This is a genomic window from Kitasatospora sp. NPDC098663 (genome assembly GCF_044760075.1).
Classification (GTDB): domain Bacteria; phylum Actinomycetota; class Actinomycetes; order Streptomycetales; family Streptomycetaceae; genus Kitasatospora.
This window is the reverse complement of sequence record NZ_JBIWAP010000020.1, coordinates 54648-71932: the sequence shown is the minus strand read 5'-3', so window position 1 is coordinate 71932 and position 17285 is coordinate 54648. Positions and strand designations below refer to the sequence as shown.

18 protein-coding genes are annotated in these 17285 nt (G+C 69.4%); 7 read left to right on the top strand and 11 right to left on the bottom strand.

Going from position 1 to position 17285, the window contains the following annotated elements; translation table 11 throughout:
• Positions 1 to 33: 33 nt before the first annotated feature.
• The 10 genes from ACIQVZ_RS22225 to ACIQVZ_RS22180 form a co-directional block, all read right to left on the bottom strand.
• Positions 34 to 1317, bottom strand: coding sequence for a hypothetical protein (locus ACIQVZ_RS22225; RefSeq protein WP_402452349.1), 1284 nt, complete (start codon positions 1315 to 1317; stop codon positions 34 to 36).
• Positions 1314 to 1661, bottom strand: coding sequence for a hypothetical protein (locus tag ACIQVZ_RS22220; protein WP_402452348.1), 348 nt, complete (start codon positions 1659 to 1661; stop codon positions 1314 to 1316). The genes ACIQVZ_RS22225 and ACIQVZ_RS22220 overlap by 4 nt, the downstream gene beginning before the upstream one ends.
• A 220-nt stretch (positions 1662 to 1881) precedes the next feature.
• Positions 1882 to 2304 carry a hypothetical protein gene (locus tag ACIQVZ_RS22215; protein ID WP_402452347.1) on the bottom strand — a complete coding sequence of 141 codons (423 nt, stop codon included), beginning with the start codon at positions 2302 to 2304 and terminating at the stop codon, positions 1882 to 1884.
• 107 nt (positions 2305 to 2411) lie between these two features.
• The gene (locus ACIQVZ_RS22210) at positions 2412 to 2618 is read right to left on the bottom strand and encodes a hypothetical protein (RefSeq protein WP_402452345.1); all 207 of its coding nucleotides are present in this window, start codon (positions 2616 to 2618) and stop codon (positions 2412 to 2414) included.
• Positions 2619 to 2909: 291 nt separating this feature from the next.
• On the bottom strand, positions 2910 to 3461 hold the full coding sequence (locus tag ACIQVZ_RS22205; RefSeq protein WP_402452343.1) for a hypothetical protein: 552 nt from the start codon (positions 3459 to 3461) through the stop codon (positions 2910 to 2912).
• 182 nt (positions 3462 to 3643) lie between these two features.
• Positions 3644 to 4057 carry a hypothetical protein gene (locus tag ACIQVZ_RS22200; RefSeq protein WP_402452341.1) on the bottom strand — a complete coding sequence of 138 codons (414 nt, stop codon included), beginning with the start codon at positions 4055 to 4057 and terminating at the stop codon, positions 3644 to 3646.
• Positions 4058 to 4163: 106 nt separating this feature from the next.
• Entirely contained in the window at positions 4164 to 5570 is a 1407-nt protein-coding gene (locus tag ACIQVZ_RS22195; RefSeq protein ID WP_402452338.1) for an RHS repeat-associated core domain-containing protein, read from the bottom strand.
• A gap of 230 nt (positions 5571 to 5800) precedes the next feature.
• Entirely contained in the window at positions 5801 to 6238 is a 438-nt protein-coding gene (locus tag ACIQVZ_RS22190) for a hypothetical protein (RefSeq protein ID WP_402452336.1), read from the bottom strand.
• 267 nt (positions 6239 to 6505) lie between these two features.
• Positions 6506 to 6736, bottom strand: coding sequence for a hypothetical protein (locus tag ACIQVZ_RS22185; protein ID WP_402452334.1), 231 nt, complete (start codon positions 6734 to 6736; stop codon positions 6506 to 6508).
• Between the two features lie 206 nt (positions 6737 to 6942).
• Positions 6943 to 9552 carry an RHS repeat-associated core domain-containing protein gene (locus ACIQVZ_RS22180; RefSeq protein WP_402452332.1) on the bottom strand — a complete coding sequence of 870 codons (2610 nt, stop codon included), beginning with the start codon at positions 9550 to 9552 and terminating at the stop codon, positions 6943 to 6945.
• A gap of 27 nt (positions 9553 to 9579) precedes the next feature.
• On the opposite strand from ACIQVZ_RS22180, the gene ACIQVZ_RS22175 reads away from it, so the two are divergent.
• The 4 genes from ACIQVZ_RS22175 to ACIQVZ_RS22160 all read left to right on the top strand — a co-directional run bounded on the left by ACIQVZ_RS22175 (position 9580) and on the right by ACIQVZ_RS22160 (position 13659).
• A complete protein-coding gene (locus tag ACIQVZ_RS22175) occupies positions 9580 to 9774 on the top strand; it encodes a ricin-type beta-trefoil lectin domain protein (protein WP_402452330.1) in 195 nt (64 codons plus the stop codon).
• A 158-nt stretch (positions 9775 to 9932) separates the two neighbouring features.
• On the top strand, positions 9933 to 10466 hold the full coding sequence (locus ACIQVZ_RS22170; protein ID WP_350881047.1) for a PadR family transcriptional regulator: 534 nt from the start codon (positions 9933 to 9935) through the stop codon (positions 10464 to 10466).
• A gap of 2 nt (positions 10467 to 10468) precedes the next feature.
• Positions 10469 to 11149 carry an ABC transporter ATP-binding protein gene (locus ACIQVZ_RS22165; protein WP_402452327.1) on the top strand — a complete coding sequence of 227 codons (681 nt, stop codon included), beginning with the start codon at positions 10469 to 10471 and terminating at the stop codon, positions 11147 to 11149.
• An 11-nt stretch (positions 11150 to 11160) separates the two neighbouring features.
• Positions 11161 to 13659 carry an ABC transporter permease gene (locus ACIQVZ_RS22160; RefSeq protein WP_402452326.1) on the top strand — a complete coding sequence of 833 codons (2499 nt, stop codon included), beginning with the start codon at positions 11161 to 11163 and terminating at the stop codon, positions 13657 to 13659.
• 59 nt (positions 13660 to 13718) lie between these two features.
• Here the strand turns inward: ACIQVZ_RS22160 and ACIQVZ_RS22155 are convergent, their stop codons facing one another.
• Positions 13719 to 14702, bottom strand: coding sequence for a helix-turn-helix transcriptional regulator (locus ACIQVZ_RS22155; protein ID WP_350881053.1), 984 nt, complete (start codon positions 14700 to 14702; stop codon positions 13719 to 13721).
• A gap of 373 nt (positions 14703 to 15075) precedes the next feature.
• On the opposite strand from ACIQVZ_RS22155, the gene ACIQVZ_RS22150 reads away from it, so the two are divergent.
• The 3 genes from ACIQVZ_RS22150 (at position 15076) to ACIQVZ_RS22140 (ending at position 17083) form a co-directional block, all read left to right on the top strand.
• Complete coding sequence (locus ACIQVZ_RS22150; protein WP_402452323.1) at positions 15076 to 16296, top strand: IS256 family transposase; 1221 nt, start codon at positions 15076 to 15078, stop codon at positions 16294 to 16296.
• 384 nt (positions 16297 to 16680) lie between these two features.
• Positions 16681 to 16809, top strand: coding sequence for a hypothetical protein (locus ACIQVZ_RS22145; RefSeq protein WP_350881057.1), 129 nt, complete (start codon positions 16681 to 16683; stop codon positions 16807 to 16809).
• A 61-nt stretch (positions 16810 to 16870) separates the two neighbouring features.
• Positions 16871 to 17083 carry an MbtH family protein gene (locus ACIQVZ_RS22140; RefSeq protein ID WP_350881059.1) on the top strand — a complete coding sequence of 71 codons (213 nt, stop codon included), beginning with the start codon at positions 16871 to 16873 and terminating at the stop codon, positions 17081 to 17083.
• Positions 17084 to 17285: the final 202 nt, after the last annotated feature.

The following is a 17285-nucleotide window of genomic DNA, read 5'->3' as shown; positions in this document are numbered from 1 at the left end:
CCCCGCGCCGACACCAGCCCTCCCGACTCCCCATCAGGAGGGCTGGTGCACGCCCGGATCGAGCTCCTCCAGGATGGCGTCGGAGACAGTCCGCGGCCGCGGGTGCTGCGGAGCCGGGGTGCCGCCGTGCGTCGACCTGAAGTCGCCGACGGGGGCCGGGAAGTGGCCCATCTCGTGGAACAGGCCCGAGAGGTCCGTGTCCTGCGGCGGCAGCGGCGGCAGCTCATGGGGCAGGTTCCCGACCGGGACGAGCTCGATCTCCGACGGGCCGCCCCCTGGCGTACCATCCCCCGCCGTACCGTCCCCCGTCGTGCCGCCGCGCGGTGGGCGCGGGCCCTCCAGCCTGCCGTTCAGCCAGCCCTCGATGTGGTCGCCCGGCGAGATGGAGAACTTGTTCCCGGGATTCATCGCCCCGTGCCGCCACCCCCACGCCCCGGCGAACGCGCCGTTGGCCGCGCCCGACACGTAGTCACCCGACAACCCGAACACCGCATCCTGCGCCGCGCCTTCGGCCATCCCGGTCAGCGCCCCGTAGCCGGTGTTCCAGACCAGGCCGGCCGCACCCTTGGCGAACGCGCCGGCCTCCTTGCCGGTCAGCGAGGTGAAGCCCTTCCCGAGCCCCTTTCCCAGACCCTTGCCCAGCCCCTTGCCGAGCCACCCGGCACCGACACCGACCGCGCCGCCCACCGCCCCGTTGATGGCGGCCGTGCCCAGCTCGCCGCCGTCGATCGACGTGCGGTGGCCCTGGCCCAGCTCGATCACCTGGGCCAGCAGGTCGAAGCCCACCTGGGCCAGCACCGACTCGGCGACCCGGGTCACCGCGCTGATCAGCGCCTTGCGCAGGAAGGCCCACACCAGGGCCCTGGTGAAGGCGATCTCCACGGGCGCCGCCTCGGCCCCACCGAAGAGGAAGAACGCCGCGTCGATGGCCAGTTGAACGGCCAGGACCACCAGCGCACCGATGATCTCGATGCGCAGGGTCTCGATCTGGTTCGCCAGGTTGCGCAGCGCGTCGGCGGCGGCGTCGCAGCACTGGGCGATGAGCGGAAGCGCGGCGTCGTCGGCGACGGCCAGCCTGGCCAGATAGGCGTCGAACGCGTCCCTGGTGGCACCGCTCAGACCCTGGTCGAGCTGGGACTTGGCGTCCGTCAGGTCCAGGACGCAGGCACGGATCGACTTCGCCGCCTCGGCCCAGGCATCCGCCTCGGCCCGCAGCGCGCTCTCGTTCCCGGTGGGCCACTTGTTGCCCACCAGGATCATCAGCAGGTTCTGCAACCCGTCCGGCAGCGAGGCGTTGGGGGCGTCGACCGCCATCACGCGCCGCCGCTACCGGGCCCCGGGAACGTCCAGGCGAGTTCCGTGGCGTGCTCGTCGGCCCTCTCGAACGTGCTGCGCGTGGCGCCGAGGGCGTCGGCCAGCTTGCGCAAGGTGTCCGGCAACGCCTGCACCGCCTTCAGCAGATCGTCCCGCGGCTGGGCGAAGACCTGGTCGAAGCCCTGCCCGAGCGCCGGATCATCCCCCCAGGGCGCCGCACCGAACAGGGCCGCCGAACTCAGCGCCGTCCAGGCAGCAGCCATGCCCTCGGCCGCCTTGCCCGCAGCCGCCCCGGCCTTGCCCACCAACGCGAAGTCGACCACCAGCGTCCCGTCCAGCGACGGCACCGGCGGCACCGCCGACCCGCCGTACGGCGGCACCCCGGTAGGCGCATTGCGGTAACCACCAGTGGGACCAGGCACATCAGGCAACGGAGGAGTCGGCACCCACCCACCTCACCCGACCCCACCCCGGACCTCGACCACTCTTGACGACATCCCAACGATCACCGCCCCACTCCTGACGCCCCCCTGACACCCGGCACCGAAGCCGGCACCCTCCGAGCCCCTACACCCCGGAGAAGCCCTTCTTCATGACGAACCCCTGGCGGACCAGGACCCACAGGTCCTTCCCGTTCTCCTCAGCCGTCAGCCAGAACCGACAACTACCGCTCCCGTCCTTCCGAGTCGCGTCCACGTAGACCCCCGGCCCCACGTCATCGAGGATCGACTTCTTCCAGCGCCCCTCGATCTCCGTCGGCCGTTCGCGATCCGCCGAGGCAACGCCGCACACGCGGGCCGGCACTCGTGCCGATCCGACCCGCCCTTCCGGGAGAAGCTCGACAGTCGCCGTTCCACCGCTCCACCGTCCGACCGGATCCGGCACGTCAGGGCCCGGAAGTCGGACCATCATCCACACGGCCCAGCCCACCCCGAGGACGCCCAGCAACCCACCGAGCACACTCCACAGGACGATTCGCCGCCCCTTCACGCGCCCTCCATCAAAGGATCTCTGAAACGACCGGCGGCGGGGCCGTCTCGAAGACCGCCCCGCCGCCACAGACGTCGTGCGCCACCGTCTGCGGCAGTCCGAACAGGTCAGTGCAGGAGTGCCGTGATGGCCATGTCGAGAACAGCAGCCCCGGGAACCAGCATAAAGAACCAGCTGATGAGCAACAAGATCACCGGGGCCGACTTCTTAGTTTCCCCACTTTCGGACAACGCGAAGAAGTCACGAATCCCGCGAAAATTCGTGACCACAGCCAATCCTAGGACGACCGGAATTAGCATGCCAAGAACGACCATCAATGCTCCTGATCTCGCAGGACAAGGACAGCATACGGTAGCACCGCCCAGTCAGAAACGACAATCCATCGACTCACCCGGACCCTAGTCATCCTGCTCCGAGGTGAAAGTAATCCCCCCCCCTTCGAATTGAAGTCGGATTTGAATCCGATCAACGGTGGGCCCTGAATGGAAACACCTCCCCTCGGTGAGCCCCACCAGGGATTGGACAGACAGTTAATGCAAGTACCCGGAATAAATATCTGGGCCCCCGACACGCATCACGCGTCCTGGGACCCGAATGTCGCAAAATCAGGATCTGGGCGCAGGCGCGGGCATCACCACCATTGCGTAGATCACACCGAGTGCGCTCATCGATAGGAAGGGCCAGGCACCCGCAAAGAGATAGAGCAGTGGAGGCAGAGCAAACAACACGGCAGCCATCCCCCGAACGCTCCTCCCCCTGGCCGCCCAAAAAGAGACCAGGAAGAGAAAGAACAGTGTCGGGACAGTTATTATGAGCGAGATAAGCGCCAGCAGCTTGAGACTGTCCAGGGAGTCGGCTCGAGAGAATCCATTCGCATCATGCCCGCCGGGCGCAAATGCTGAAAGAACGAGCACGACAACGCACACGGGAGCCACGCACGCCACAAGATATCTCAGCAGCGCTCGACCGAACCACCGGCCGACTCGATTCAATCCGTCAATCAACACCCTGATACACACCCGCCATTCTGGTAGGTACAGCCCGAAGGAGGGAGGAAGAGTGACGCAACCGGAGCGCAAACAGGACGGTCCTGTATCCACCCCGACCTTGCCGACCAGCGCGAAGTCGACCACCAGCGCCGCGTCCAGAGCTGGCACCGCCGGCACCGCCGGCCCGCCGCACGGCGGCACCCCGGTCGACGCATCGCGGTAACCACAGTGACACCAGGCGCATCAGGCGGCGGAAGATGTCGACACCCACCCTGACAACATCCAACAATCGCCGCCGGAATCCCGACACCCCCTGACACCCAGTGCTGGAGCCATCGTTCTTCGAGCCTTTACACCCTGGAGAAGACCCGCTCCGCGCTCCCCCGCGGCTGACCGCCCAGACTGGCCACCGCACCTTTTCGTTCCTCCTGCAGATAGATCTCGCAGTCACCCCCGGAGTAGTAGTCCCGCAGCACCACAAAGACTCCCGACCCCGCGTCGTCCACACTCCCCGTCCGCCAACTCCCCTGGTACTCCCCCAACGCCGCCCCCTGCCCGACGGGATCCTTCGCGCAGAAGTACCCGTCGAGCCGCACCTCACCGAGCCGGCCCCCCTCCCGCAACTCGATCACCTCGTCCCGCGACGCCCAACGCCCCACGTAGTCCTTCGGATCCGGCCCGCCCGACCGGACCTTCAGATACCCTGCCAGACCCGCGATCAGCAGAACACCCACGAGCAGGACAACGCCCTCCCGGGACTTCAAGTGCTTCCATCGACCAGCCACAGCTCTCCAGCCTTTCACAGGTGGTGCGAGACCGGGCTGACGCTATACCAGCCCGGTCTCGCTTACTTGCTTGCGGTATTGAGTCCTACTGCGGCAGGAAGTCATCTCTTCGGGCATAGAGCCCGTTCCTGATATCCGCCCTGACAGCTTCAAGGATGTACTGCATGGCCTGGTCTCGACTATGCCCATTCCCGTACCTGCTGGCCTCGACGCCGATGTTCCGGCCGCGGGCATTGTTCACCAGGTCCGAGAGATGGTCGCGGTAGTTGTAGTCGGACAGGTCCGGTTGGGGCCCAAAGGCCTCATGTGCGATTGCCCAGTGTTCGGCATTCTCCGCACCTTGCTCGTAGGAGAGTCGCGCCTGCCACATGAGGTGCCGAAAGGAGTTGACACGGTCGTCCCTATCCCCGATTCCCGGATACTCCTTAGCCACCATCTCCTCTGACCAATCCTTGATGCCCCAGGCGTCGAGGCAAGTGATGGCGTTGAGGGCAGCGCAGACATCCACCTCGGCGGTGTTGACTTTGCCAATCTTGATCGTGGACTGTCCTTCCTGCAGCGAGGTCGGGTAGGGCGACTTCGCAAGGTAGTCCTTCTCCAGCTCCAGTCCCGTAGCACGCCGCATCTGCCGCATGCTTTTCTCCATCTCCTCCGTGCTGGGCGCCGCGCCAACCCACTTCGAAGTCTTTGCCATCGACTGGTGCTGCAGAAAGCGCTCGTACCCATCCCGCCGTGCGCCAGCCTGCGCCTGGATCTGCGCGACGATCTTCTGGTAGTTCTCGCCCTCGCCCTCGATCTTGGTGCCCATGTTGGAGCACTTGGCCATCCCGCTGGCGCACTCCTCCAGGGCCATGCCGGTGGGGTCCGTCTTGTTGACCGGGTCATTGTTGCTGTACACGTACGCGTTCCACTGCTGCGGGTCCGCAGGCAGGAGCAGCGGGTCCGCGCTGAGGAAGCGGCCGGTGGTGGGCTGGTACTGGCGTGCGCCGAGGTTGGTGAAGCCGGTGGCGTCGTCCTTGAGGCCTCCCACGTAGCCCTTGTCGCCGGCCCAGGCAGTGGTGCTGGAGGTGGTGCCGCGCGGGGCGCCGAAGGGGTCGGTGGGGCGGCGGGTCTCGGCGAGGCTGTCGCGGCCGATGGACAGGGTGTTGGTGCCGTGGTGGTCGGCGAACTGGTAGGTGAGCTTGGTCGGGCTCTCGCGGACCAGGGTGATGCCGCCGGGGATGCTGTAGTAGCGGGTGCCGGTACTGGTCTTGGTGCCGGTGTCGTAGGTGAGTTCGTCGCCGCCACCGAGGTTGACGGTGACCTTGCCGGGGTTGCGGCGGATCAGCTGGTTGCCGTCGGCGTCGTAGACGTACGTCGTGACGGCCGAACCCTGGGCGAGTGAGGCGAGCTTGCCCTCGACGTCCCAGGTCAGCGTGGAGGCGTTGGCCGAGTCGGCGGCGCTCCAGGTGGAGGCGCCCCACTTTGAATTGCAACCCGGCGCTGAAGCCATCGCTCTCCGAGTCCCTGCACCCCGGAGAAGCCCCGCTGCGCGCTCCCCCGGCGACTGTCCGCCCAGCCTGGCCACCGCTCCTCTCCGCTCCTCCCGTAGATAGATCTCCCAGTCACCCCCGGAGTAGCAGCCCCGCAGCACCACGAAGACCCCCGACCCCGCGTCGCCCATCCTCCATTACGGGAGCCGCCCCATCCGACACATCGGATGGGGCGGCTCCCGAAACGGACCTACTGCCGAAGGAACGCGGCGAACGGCACGCCGCCGTCGTCCGCATCGGTCAGTTGCAACCACTCCTCACCTTGGTCCTTGCCGTACTGGAAGAACCGCTCGCACCTCAGATCGCCGTCGACGGAGACCAATTGGGCGACCGCGCCAGGTCCAGCATCGGAACGCGCCCCGTACTTCCAGGTACCGGTGAACTTCACCGCAGTCGGGGACTTCTTTCCACGACACATGGCGGGGAGCAGGCTTACCTCGCCAAGCTTGCCGCCCTCCAGGAACTGGATCGAAGCGACGGGCGCCTTCCAGGACCCGATAACAGCTGGGACAGCCTCCTTCGCCACCGCGCACGAAGCCGCCAGCGGCAAGATGCCAGTCAGGGAGACAGCAAGGACACGCAATAGGCCCTGGGCTCGTTCCCAGCCTGACCCCAGAGTCTCGATCACCCGATACCTGCGTTCTAAACGTCTCAACGCGCACTACTCGAAGTCACCCGGGCGGGCGAAGCCGTCCGAGGCAACACACCTCCTCGCCTCGCAGAGAACCACTTATTTGAGTTGCGCCCCCGAAGCATCCACATTCACTGCCGCCTCAGACGATCCCTTCGGCCCAACAAGCGCTGGATTCTGCGAGGCGCTCGGCTGGGAAATCCAGCCGAGCGCCCACATAAACTGATCGTGACCTAATTTAACCGGCCACGTGCTTCAACGATCCTAGAAGCTTTCCTTTTCCCTGGCAACCGGCATGATGATCGCTGCAAAGAGGATCTGCACCGCCACCTGGATGGCGACCATCACCCATGTGCCGACCAGGAAGAGCACCAGCGCAGGGATGACAAGGAGCGCCGCGACAAATGCCCTGAACTCATCAGGCGCAGAGGTTCCTCTTCTCCTGGAAATCAGCGCCAGCAATATCAGGGATGGGACTCCGATCATCAGGAACATCCCTGGAGCCCCTTCCATGTATCCCAGAAAAGATCCCCACAAAGTCTTCCGGGCACCGTAACCTCCAGCCCGGTCCGACATCCTGGGAGCCGTCAGCGATATCGCCATCCAGCCAACCATGAAGACCACGGCATAGCGAACGGCGCAGGTAGAAATCCACCGGAAGGTGGACCCGCTAACCGATCGACAGTTTGCCTCAGTCATAGCTAGCAACCTTCCGTGCACTTTCCGGAGACCCAAGTGCTGTCCATCTTGGGCCAGAATGGAGCCGCGGGGAGACCCGTCTCCGATGACATTGGGTCAAAGGCGAGCATCGACGCATGCTGCCCGCGCTTATACTGGACCACTTCCATGTCGGGGTACGAATCGCCGCGCCGCCGCACGGAAACGTCACCGCTACCCCTGAAGTCGATGTCCAATTCATCGTCAACGGCGAAAATTGGGAGCTCGCTGTTGATCCCGTGGATCTTCACCTTCGCACCCGACTTTGTTCCCTCGACGTGAATGGCGTTCTGCCACTTCAAACTGTGCCAAACGTCTGGTTCGGCTTCCACGATATCCATCGCAGGTTTCAACTTAATCCCAGGCCTGGCCAGCCCCCTTGCAATCTGGTAATTAGACGGCGGGGACTCGTGAGAGGCAGATACGGTGAAGGTCATATTCCCGGACTCCGTGTCCCAGAAAAGAGCCATCCGATAGCTGGCATCCGGCTTCAAGGTGGGCCCCCTATTGTCGCCGAGCAGCGCGTCCATAAGAGCCAGCTTGGTGTGGATGTAGAAGCGGGCCATGATAATGCCGTTATCCGCGCCGGGGTTCACCTTGAGAGGTTTGCGCTTCGCCCCGTTCGGAATCGAACCCCAGCCAGCCTCCTTGGCCTGATCATACTTGTCGTCGACCTTCTTGTTCTCCTCGACGATCCTCTGGTAGTTCGGCCCCTCGCCCTCCACCTTGGTGCCCATGTTGGAGCACTTGGCCATCCCGCTGGCGCATTCCTCCAGGGCCATGCCGGTGGGGTCCGTCTTGTTGACTGGGTCGTTGTTGCTGTACACGTAGGCGTTCCACTGCTGCGGGTCGTTGGGCAGGAGCAGCGGGTCCGCGCTGAGGAAGCGGCCGGTGGTGGGCTGGTACTGGCGTGCGCCGAGGTTGGTGAAGCCGGTGGCGTCGTCCTTGAGGCCTCCCACGTAGCCCTTGTCGCCGGCCCAGGCGGTGGTGCTGGAGGTGGTGCCGCGCGGGGCGCCGAAGGGGTCGGTGGGGCGGCGGGTCTCGGCGAGGCTGTCGCGGCCGATGGACAGGGTGTTGGTGCCGTGGTGGTCGGCGAACTGGTAGGTGAGCTTGGTCGGACTCTCGCGGACCAGGGTGATGCCGCCGGGGATGCTGTAGTAGCGGGTGCCGCTGCTGGTCTTGGTGCCGGTGTCGTAGGTGAGTTCGTCGCCGCCGCCGAGGTTGACGGTGACCTTGCCGGGGTTGCGGCGGATCAGCTGGTTGCCGTCGGCGTCGTAGACGTACGTCGTGACGGCCGAACCCTGGGCGAGCGAGGCGAGCTTGCCCTCGACGTCCCAGGTCAGCGTGGAGGCATTGGCCGAGTCGGCGGCGTTCCAGGTGGAGGTGGCCCACTTGGAGTTCCAACCGGGCGCGTAGACGATGAACTTGCCGTCGTCCTGGACGGTCGCGAAGTAGCCGCTGGCGTTGCCCGCCCAGGTCTGCGAGGACCAGAGCGCGACGCGCTGCGAGTCGTAGACGACGAAGTTGCCGTCGTCCTGCATGGTGGCCCAGGCTCCCGGGTGGTTCTGGGTGTTGGTGGACCAGAGGACCTGGCCGGTGCGCAGCGAGCTGAGCACCAGGTTGCCGTCGTCCTGCATGGCGAGTCGGACGCTGTTGGAGCGCACGCTCTCACCGGCTTTGAGGACGGACCCGGCGTTGAGGATCTTGATGCCGTTGGGGTTGTTGATCTTCGTGGTGTTGCCGGCCGCGTCGTACTCGTCGGTGCCCTGGGGGGCGGTGGCCGAGCCGTAGGTGTACGTGCCGCTGGCGAGTGCGTGCGGGCCGCCCGTGCCGCCGCCCGTGCCGGCCGCGGTGGTCGGCGTGTTGCGGGTACCGGGGGTCGGGAAGGTCTGGTCGACCTTCACGTCCTTGGACTGGTCACCGGCCGGGTTGTGGTCGACGAGCTTGGTGCGGTTGCCGGTCAGGTCGTAGGTGTAGTCCTGCCAGTAGGCGGCGTTGCCGCCCACCGTCGTCTTCGAAGGCGCCGAAGCCCCGCTGGTGGGAGTGGAGTTGGCGCACGCCCCCTGGCCTGCCAGGGACGGGGTGGGCTGGTCGAGCCGCCCGGTGTCGCTCCACGCGGTGGTGAGGCGGCCCAGGTAGTCGTAGGAGAAGCACTGCAGGTCGGTGGCGGCCGGGGTGTTGTTCGGGATGCTCCGGATCGCCGTGATCCGGCCGGCCTGGTTGTAGGCGTAGGTCGTGTTCTGGACCGTGCCGTCGGTGGAGGTCTGCTTGTCGACGTACTGCGTCAGCGGACGCCCGGTGGACTCGTCGTAGGTGTTGGTGGCGACGATCTGCCAGCCGAACGGGTTGACGGTGGAGCGGATGTTGCGTCCGTAGGCGTCCCAGTCGGACTGACGGAGGTAGGTGTCGTCGGCCCCGCCCAGGTCGTGCAGCAGGCCGTAGATCTCGTAGTTGTAGCCGATCGACTCGTAGGCGAGGTTGCCGACGGCGGCCCGGTACTCGGTGGTCACGGCACCGGTGATCGGGTCGTAGACGGTCTCGTACTCGTAGGTCGCCTGCCCGGTCTTGCCGATCTCGCTGCCGGGGATCGACACGGTGGACTTGGTCGGCCGGTATTCCAGGTGTCCTTCCAGACCTGCGCCGCCGACGACGCGCAGACCTGGGTCCGTCGCTACGACGGCACGCTCTACAACCCAATCTCCGACAAGTGCCTCGAACTGCCCGGCTGGGCAGACGCGAACGGCACCGCGCTCGGGGTCTGGTCCTGCACCGCCAATGCCAACCAGCGTTGGCTGGTGCGCGCCCAGGCGTCCTGACCGCCGGGCCCACGGTCTGAACTGACCCGGGCACCGAACCTCTCCGGCCTCCCCGAGTCCTGCTCGGGGAGGCCGCGGCCGTAGCGGCGGCGCCGGCCAGGCCCCGAGGGGGCCCGCTATACACCTGTGTGTATACATGGCCTGTATAGTCCCGGAGCATGTCACTCGGACAGCTGTTCCTCGGCCTGCTGGAGACCCAGCCCCGCCACGGATACGACATCAAACGCCTCCATGACGAGCACTTCGGGCGCGACCGCGGCCTGCACTACGGGCAGGTGTACGCGACGCTCTCCCGGCTGTTGAAGAACGGGCTGGTGGTGGTCGACGGCGTCGAGGCCGGCGACGGCCCGGAGCGGAAGCGGTACGCGATCACCGAGGCCGGGGTCACCGACCTCGCCAACTGGCTCGCGCAGCCGGAGAGCCCGCAGCCGTACCTGCAGAGCACGCTCTACCAGAAGGTCGTGCTCGCCCTCCTGACCGGCCGCTCCGGCGCCGACGTCCTGGACGCGCAGCGGGCCGAACACCTCAAGGAGATGCGGGTGCTGACCCGCCGCAAGCTCACCGGTGACCTCACCGACCAGCTGATCTGCGACCACGCCCTGTTCCACCTGGAAGCCGACCTGCGCTGGCTGGAGCTCACCGCCGCCCGCCTGGACGAACTCGCCGCCCGCATCACGGAGTCCCAGCGTTGACCATGTCCGAACCCCTGCTCGCCGCCCACGACCTGCACAAGAACTTCGGGCTCACCCCGGCGCTCGGCGGGGCCTCGCTCACCGTCGCGGCCGGCGAACTCGTCGCCGTGATGGGCCCGTCGGGCTCCGGCAAGTCCACCCTGCTGCACTGCCTCGCCGGGATCACCCGACCCGACAGCGGCCACCTCCGCTACCGGGAACGCGACCTCACCGCCTGTTCCGACGCCGAGCTGAGCGCCCTGCGGCGCACCGAGTTCGGCTTCCTGTTCCAGTTCGGCCAGCTCGTCCCGGAACTCTCCTGCCTGGAGAACGTCGCGCTCCCGCTGCGTCTCAACGGACTGCGCCGCCGGGCCGCCGAGGCCCGGGCCCGCGAATGGCTGGAGCGTCTGGAGGTGGACGACGTGGCCGCCAAGCGCCCCGGCGAGGTGTCCGGCGGCCAGGGGCAGCGGGTCGGCGCCGCGCGGGCCCTGATCACCGGGCCCAGAGCGGTCTTCGCCGACGAGCCGACCGGCGCGCTCGACTCCCTCAACGGCGAGCGGGTGATGAAGCTGCTCACCCAGGCCGCCCGGGAGAGCGGCGCCGCCGTCGTCCTGGTCACCCACGAGGTCAGGGTCGCTGCCTACGCCGACCGCGAGATCGTCGTCCGCGACGGCCGCACCCGCGACCTGGCGGGCGCCATATGAGCGGCCCCGGCGTGAACCGCCCCGACACCGGTAGCCCCAGCGCGAGCAGCCCCGCCACGAGCGCCCCCGCCGCCGACCGGGTCCGCTCGCCGTTCCTGGACCAGCTCGGCCTCGGCGTGCGCCTGGCCCTCACCAACGGGCGGGACGGCTGGGGGCGGCTGCTGCTCACCGCCTGCGGCGTCGGCCTGGGGGTGGCACTGCTGCTGTTCACGGCCTCCTTCCCCGGCATCGTCCAGCACCGCAACGAGCGCCTGTACGTGCAGAACGACACCTTCCGCGACGAGGACCTGCCCACGCCCGGCGACCGGACGGTCCTCATCGCCATCGCCGACACCACGTTCCGGGGCACCGCGATCCGTGGGCGGGTCGTCCAGCCGGAGGGCCCGGACGCGGCGCTCCCTCCCGGAGTGGCCGCATACCCGCCGCCGGGGCGGATGGTCGTCTCGCCCGCCCTGGCCGAGCTCCTGAAGGATCCGGCCAACCAGTTGCTGCGCGACCGCCTCCCCTACCCGGTGGTCGGCGGCATCGGCCCGGACGGCCTGCTCGGCCCCGGCCAGGCCGGCTACCTGCTCGGCAGCGACCGGCTCTCGCTGGACGCCGGAGCCGCCCGCGTCACCTCGTACGGCCACTTCTCGCCGCCCAAGCCGATGGACTCCCGGCTGATCCTGCTCAACGCCGTCGGCCTGACCGTGATGCTGGCCCCGGTCGGCGTCTTCCTCGCCGCCGCCGCCCGCTTCGGCGGCGAACGGCGCGACCGCAGGCTCGCCGCGCTGCGTCTGGTCGGCGCGGACCGCCGGATGACCGCCCGGCTCGCCGCCGGGGAGTCCCTGGTCGGCGCGGTGCTGGGCCTGGTCGCGGGCGCGGCGCTGTTCCTGCTCGGCCGGCGGCTGACCGGCCACCTGCGGCTCGCGGGCTTCAGCTTCTACCCCGAGGACATCGCGCCGCACCCCGCCATCGCCGCCGCGATCGCCGTGGTCGTGCCGCTCCTCGGCGTCGGCGTGACCCTGCTGGCGATGCGCCGGGTCACCGTCGACCCGCTCGGCGTGGTCCGCCGGTCCGGCCCCGGCCGGCGCCGGATCGGGTGGCGGCTGGCGCTGCCGCTGGCCGGCCTCGCCCTGACGGCGCTCGCGCTGGCGCTGCCCACGCAGTACAACCCGTCCGGGATGGGGCGCACCGCCGTCTTCAACTCCGTTCAGGACAGCCGCGGTTCACTGCTGGTCGCGGTCGGCGTGCTGCTGATGCTGGTGGGCGTCTGCACCCTGCTGCCCTGGCTGGTGGAGGCCGCCACCCGGCGCTCCGGCGGCGGCGTGTCCTGGCAACTCGCCATCCGAAGGCTCCAGTTGAGCTCGGGCCCCGCCTCGGCCGCGGTCAGCGGCGTGGTCGTCGCCGTCGCCGGGGCGATCGCCCTGCAGGCGCTCTTCCTCGGTGTCAGCGCGAGCTACGAGGGCCGACCCGGCCCCCGCGCCGCGGTCGGGCCGTACCAGCAGTCGGTGTCCTTCCCGGGCGGCGGCCCGCAGGCCGACCGGCTCGCCGACTCGCTGGCGCGCTCCCCCGGGGTGCAGGCGACCGCCGCCTACACCGAGTTCGCCCTGGAGACCCCCACCGCCAAGCTCTGGGAGCTGCCCGCCGTCCGGATCGCCGACTGCGCCGTGCTGCGCAGCTTCGCCACCCTGCCCGACTGCAAGGACGGTGACGCCTTCGCCGTCCAGGGCCGGACCACCCGACCGGACGCCGGCACGATCGCCGGCGCGGACGCCGGCACGAGCGGCGGCACGGACACCGGCAAGGACGCCGCCGCCGCGGCCAAGCCCGGCACGAGCGTCCACGCCGCCTTCTTCCGCGGTGACGGCGAGCCGCCGTCCTGGCCGCTGCCCGCGGTGACGGCCACCGTCGAGCCCGTCGAAGGCGCCGACCCCAACGGGCGGCTCGGCTCCGGCCTGCTGCTCCTCACCCCGGGCGCCGCCCCGGCCGCCGCACTGCGCGGCCAGCCCGCGACCGTCCTGGTCGCGATGGCCCCCGGCCTGCCGGACCCGAAGGAGCAACTCGCCACCGACGTCATGGCGATCGACCCGCAGGGCCTCGCCGGGTCCCCGCTCGACCGCACCGTCGACCCGACCTACCTCGCCGTCAAACGCCTGCTCACCGCCGGCTCCGCCGTCACCCTGCTGCTGGTCGCCCTCAGCCTGCTGGTCGGCCAGCTGGAGCGCTTCCGGGAGCAGCGCCGCATCCTCGGCGTGCTGAACGCCGTCGGCACCCGCCGCCGGATCCTGGGCCTGTCGGTGCTGTGGCAGACCCTCGTCCCGATGGCCCTGGGCATGCTGCTGGCCGCCGTCGGCGGCCTGCTGATGGGAGCCGTCCTCCAGTACGCGGCGGGCCTGCCCTTCGCCCTCGACTGGGGCTCGATGCTGGCCATGTCCGCGATCGCCGCCGGCGCCGTCCTCCTCACGACCGCGCTCGGCCTGCCACAGCTCCTGCGCCTGATGCGGCCCAGCGAACTGCGCTACGAGTAGCACCGGCACCGGGGGCCGCCGCCGTCCCATCGAGCGACGGCGACGGCCCCCGGTGCCGGTCACAGGTCGTCGAGGGGTTCGTCCAGGACGCCCTCGCGGGCGATGATGTAGCCGAGGTGGCCGCGGCTGCGGCTGCCGAGGAGTTCGCTGGCCTTCTGGATGTGGCTGGAGACCGTACGGGTGCTCATGCCGAGGCGGGAGGCGATGGCCTCGTCGGTGTAGCCGTTGACCATCAGGCGCAGGACGTTCTGGCGGGTGCGGTCGGTGAGCAGTTGGGGGCGGTGGCGGCCCTCCAGGTAGGTGACCGGCTCGGCGCGTTCCCACATCAACTCGTAGATCTTGAGCAGGTACTCGACCAGCGGTGGGAACTGGATGAGCATCGCGGCGGCCTCGCGGTCGGCCGCGGCCGGGACGAAGGCCGTGGAGCGGTCGCAGATGATCACCCGGTCGAACACCTCGTTCAGGGTGCGTATCCGGGCGCCCTGGGCCGTGACCTGCTCGATGTAGGCCAGCGTCGGGCCGTGCGCGCGCACGGTGTGCTGGTAGAGGGTGCGCTGGCGCACGCCGCGCCCGGCGAGGGCGAGGTCGCGCGGGAGGGCGTCCGCGAGGTGCTCGGGGCTGCGGCCGCCGCCGGGCTGGGCGGTGCGCAGTTCCTCGGTGCAGGCGGCGACGGCCTTCTCCAGCGCGGGGTTGATCTCCTCGCCCGTCAGGAGGCGGACCGGCAGCTGGGCCCGGCGCATGACGTCCTGGTAGGCGCGGTCGGCGGCGGTGAAGGCGGTGCGCAGTTCGGCGAGCCGCTCCTGGTGGCCCAGCACGGCGAGTTCGAGCGGCCGGGTCAGGCCGGTGGCCGCGATGTCGGGCGGGACGGGGGTCAGCCGCTCGCCGGAGCCGGGCACGGAGCGCAGCAGGCCCATCGCGAGCAGGCACTCGGGGGCGTCTCCGGTGGCGCAGCCCTCGGCCAGCACCGCCCGGTAGAACTCGATCCCCCGGTCACAGAGCTGCGGTGTCCCCATTCCCGCGCTGTTGTCCTGGGATAGGCACATCTGGGCATCCTTCCGGCTTCGGCATTGCGGTTTCACGAATGCCCGTACCGGCCACCGCCAGGCGTCTGAAATGGCAGGATGGAAATCACCTGTCGTTCGGAAGCCGTCCCCCCGGGCTCTGACTGCCGTGAGTGTACGCCCAAGTGGCGCGGAAATCAGCGGCCGACGGCGAAGCCGAGCGCGCCCGGAGGCGGGGGAGCCGACCGCGGCAGTGGCGGACCCGAGCGCACCCGGCCGCGGTGACAGGCGGATGGCCGCCGTGTCGCGCCTGTCGCCCCGTCGGGGCGGCCGGGGCGGACGGCCGGCGGACGAACGGCCGACAGACGGAGGGCACCCCTTGTTGCGAGCTGATCCCGGGCCGGCGGTCCCGCCCGTGGACCTGGCCGAGCTGGTGGACCAGCGGCTGGTACGGCAGTTGGCGGAGGCCGCCGCCGAGCAGGTCGGCTCCGGCGCGATCCGGCTGCTGGGCGACGGCGGGCTGTTCCAGACGCTCGCCAAGCAGCTGATCGAGCACGCCCTGGAGCTCGAACTCCAGGAGCACCTGCGCGGGGCCGAACCCGGCACCGAGCCCGGCACCGGACCCGGCGCCAACGTCCGCAACGGCGCCCGGGCCAGACGGCTGCTCACCGAGGTCGGCCCGGTCGAGGTGCGGGTGCCCCGGGACCGCCAGGGCAGCTTCACCCCCCGGGCCGTCCGCCCCCGGGCCCGCCGGCTGCCCGGCCTCGACCGGCTGGTCATCTCGCTCACCGCGCGCGGCCTCAGCTCGGGCGAGCTGGTGGCGCACCTGGCCGAGGTGTACGGCGTGGAGCTCAGCCGGGAGACCGTCTCCGCCATCACCGACCAGGTGCTCGACGAGCTCGACGAGCGGCGCCGGTGCCCGCTCGGCCCCGTCTACCCGGCGGTCTTCCTGGACGCGGTGCGCAGCGGCCGCTCGGGCGGCCCGCTGGTGCACCTGGCGCTCGGGATCTCCGCCGACGGCCGGCGCGAGGTGCTGGGCCTGTGGCCGGCCACGGACGGGGAGCACTGGCCGCAGGTGCTGACCGAGCTCACCGAGCGCGGGGTGCGCGAGGTCTGGGTGCTGGTCGGCGACACCGGCGGGGGCCTGGCCGAGGCGGTGTCCGCGCGGTGGCCGCGCACCGTGGTGCACGGCTCGATGGCCCACCTGCTGCCCGCCGCGCTGCGGCACGCGCCCGGCGAGGACTGGGGTGCGCTCGCGCGGACGCTGCGCGAGATCTGTGCCGCGCCCACCGAGCGGGCGGCGATGGCGCGGCTGTCCCGGGCCGAGCGGGAGTGGGGTCCGGGCCACCGCGAGGTGTTCCGGGTGTGGCGGTCGGCCTGGCCGCTGCTCGCGGCCGGCTTCCGTTTCGGCCCCGCGGCGCGGCGCCTGCTCGCGGGCGGGGGCGCGCTGGAGCGGCTGCACGCCCGGCTGCGCCGGATCGAGCAGGCCTCGGGCCGGGTGCAGGACGAGCGGGCCGCGCTCAAGCGCGCCTACCTGGCGACGATCGCCCTGGAGTCACCCGCCTCGGCGGGGCGGACGTGGAGCGACGACTGGCCCACCGTCCGCGAGGAACTGCGCCGGGGATCCCATTTCTGACGCTCCATAACCGCGAGCACTGACGCTCCGTAACCTATAATGCTGACACTCCGTAACCTCCCGTTCCCTGCAGGGGGTTCGGCGACTTCCGGGGGCCGGAGTCTCCCCCCGGCGACGTGCCGGGAGAGCGGTTGACCGAAACCCTCGCCAGTGACCGGTTCCCACCACTGATCTGACAGTGCCAGGCACTCTTTGGATCAGATCTGTCTGTTTTTGACATGATCTGTTCGGGCTTCCGGTTCCCGCAATGCGTGTTCCCGATCATGGCCAGAGCTTCCACCCCCGTTTGAGCCTCGGCAGGATGAATTTCCGAGCGAAGAGGGCCGACCGCCCCCTCGGAAAAAGGAATTAACGATGAAGAATCTTGCCGTTCGCATTCACCATATGCTCGGGATTCTCGCCGTTCTGCTGGTCGCCGGACTGGGCGTCCAGAGCAGCGCCGACCCGTACTCGCCCCTGGCCGCCGCCACCCTCGTCTCGGCGCCCAACGCCGACTCCGGCTGGGGTCCGTGAGCCGCGCTCCGGCGTAATTCCCTCCTCCCCGAAATTTCTCCGAACAAAGAGGAAACCGACGATGGCGAACCCGTTCGAGGACCCCGACGCCAGCTACCTCGTCCTGGTGAACGACGAGGGCCAGCACTCGCTGTGGCCGGGCTTCAGCCCGGTGCCCGACGGCTGGCAGCAGGTCTTCGGCGCCGCCGGCCGGCAGGACTGCCTCGACTACGTCGAACAGCACTGGCAGGACCTGCGGCCGAAGAGCCTGCTCGCCCAGCAGTCCGGCCACTGACCGCAGCGGCCCAGCGCTGAAGCCGCACCGCAGCATCGCAGCACCGCTGGAACCGCACCGCCAGAACCAGCCAGCACCACCAGCGCCACCAGCACCGCGCCACCATGCCACCGCACCGCCGCTCCATCGACCGCCCGGGCCGACCGCCCCGAAGGTCGCCGAGCAAGCCGTTCCCGCCACCGCGGGGGCCAGCCGTACGAGG

Bases quoted from the DNA above. Each gene is read 5' to 3' on its own strand.
- ACIQVZ_RS22140 (WP_350881059.1), top strand. From the start codon at position 16,871: ATGGCGAACCCGTTCGAGGACCCCGACGCCAGCTACCTCGTCCTGGTG.
- ACIQVZ_RS22195 (WP_402452338.1), bottom strand. From the start codon at position 5,570: ATGGCTTCAGCGCCGGGTTGCAATTCAAAGTGGGGCGCCTCCACCTGG.
- ACIQVZ_RS22185 (WP_402452334.1), bottom strand. From the start codon at position 6,736: ATGTTCCTGATGATCGGAGTCCCATCCCTGATATTGCTGGCGCTGATT.
- ACIQVZ_RS22145 (WP_350881057.1), top strand. From the start codon at position 16,681: ATGCTCGGGATTCTCGCCGTTCTGCTGGTCGCCGGACTGGGCGTCCAG.
- ACIQVZ_RS22155 (WP_350881053.1), bottom strand. From the start codon at position 14,702: ATGTGCCTATCCCAGGACAACAGCGCGGGAATGGGGACACCGCAGCTC.
- ACIQVZ_RS22165 (WP_402452327.1), top strand. From the start codon at position 10,469: ATGTCCGAACCCCTGCTCGCCGCCCACGACCTGCACAAGAACTTCGGG.
- ACIQVZ_RS22170 (WP_350881047.1), top strand. From the start codon at position 9,933: ATGTCACTCGGACAGCTGTTCCTCGGCCTGCTGGAGACCCAGCCCCGC.
- ACIQVZ_RS22210 (WP_402452345.1), bottom strand. From the start codon at position 2,618: ATGGTCGTTCTTGGCATGCTAATTCCGGTCGTCCTAGGATTGGCTGTG.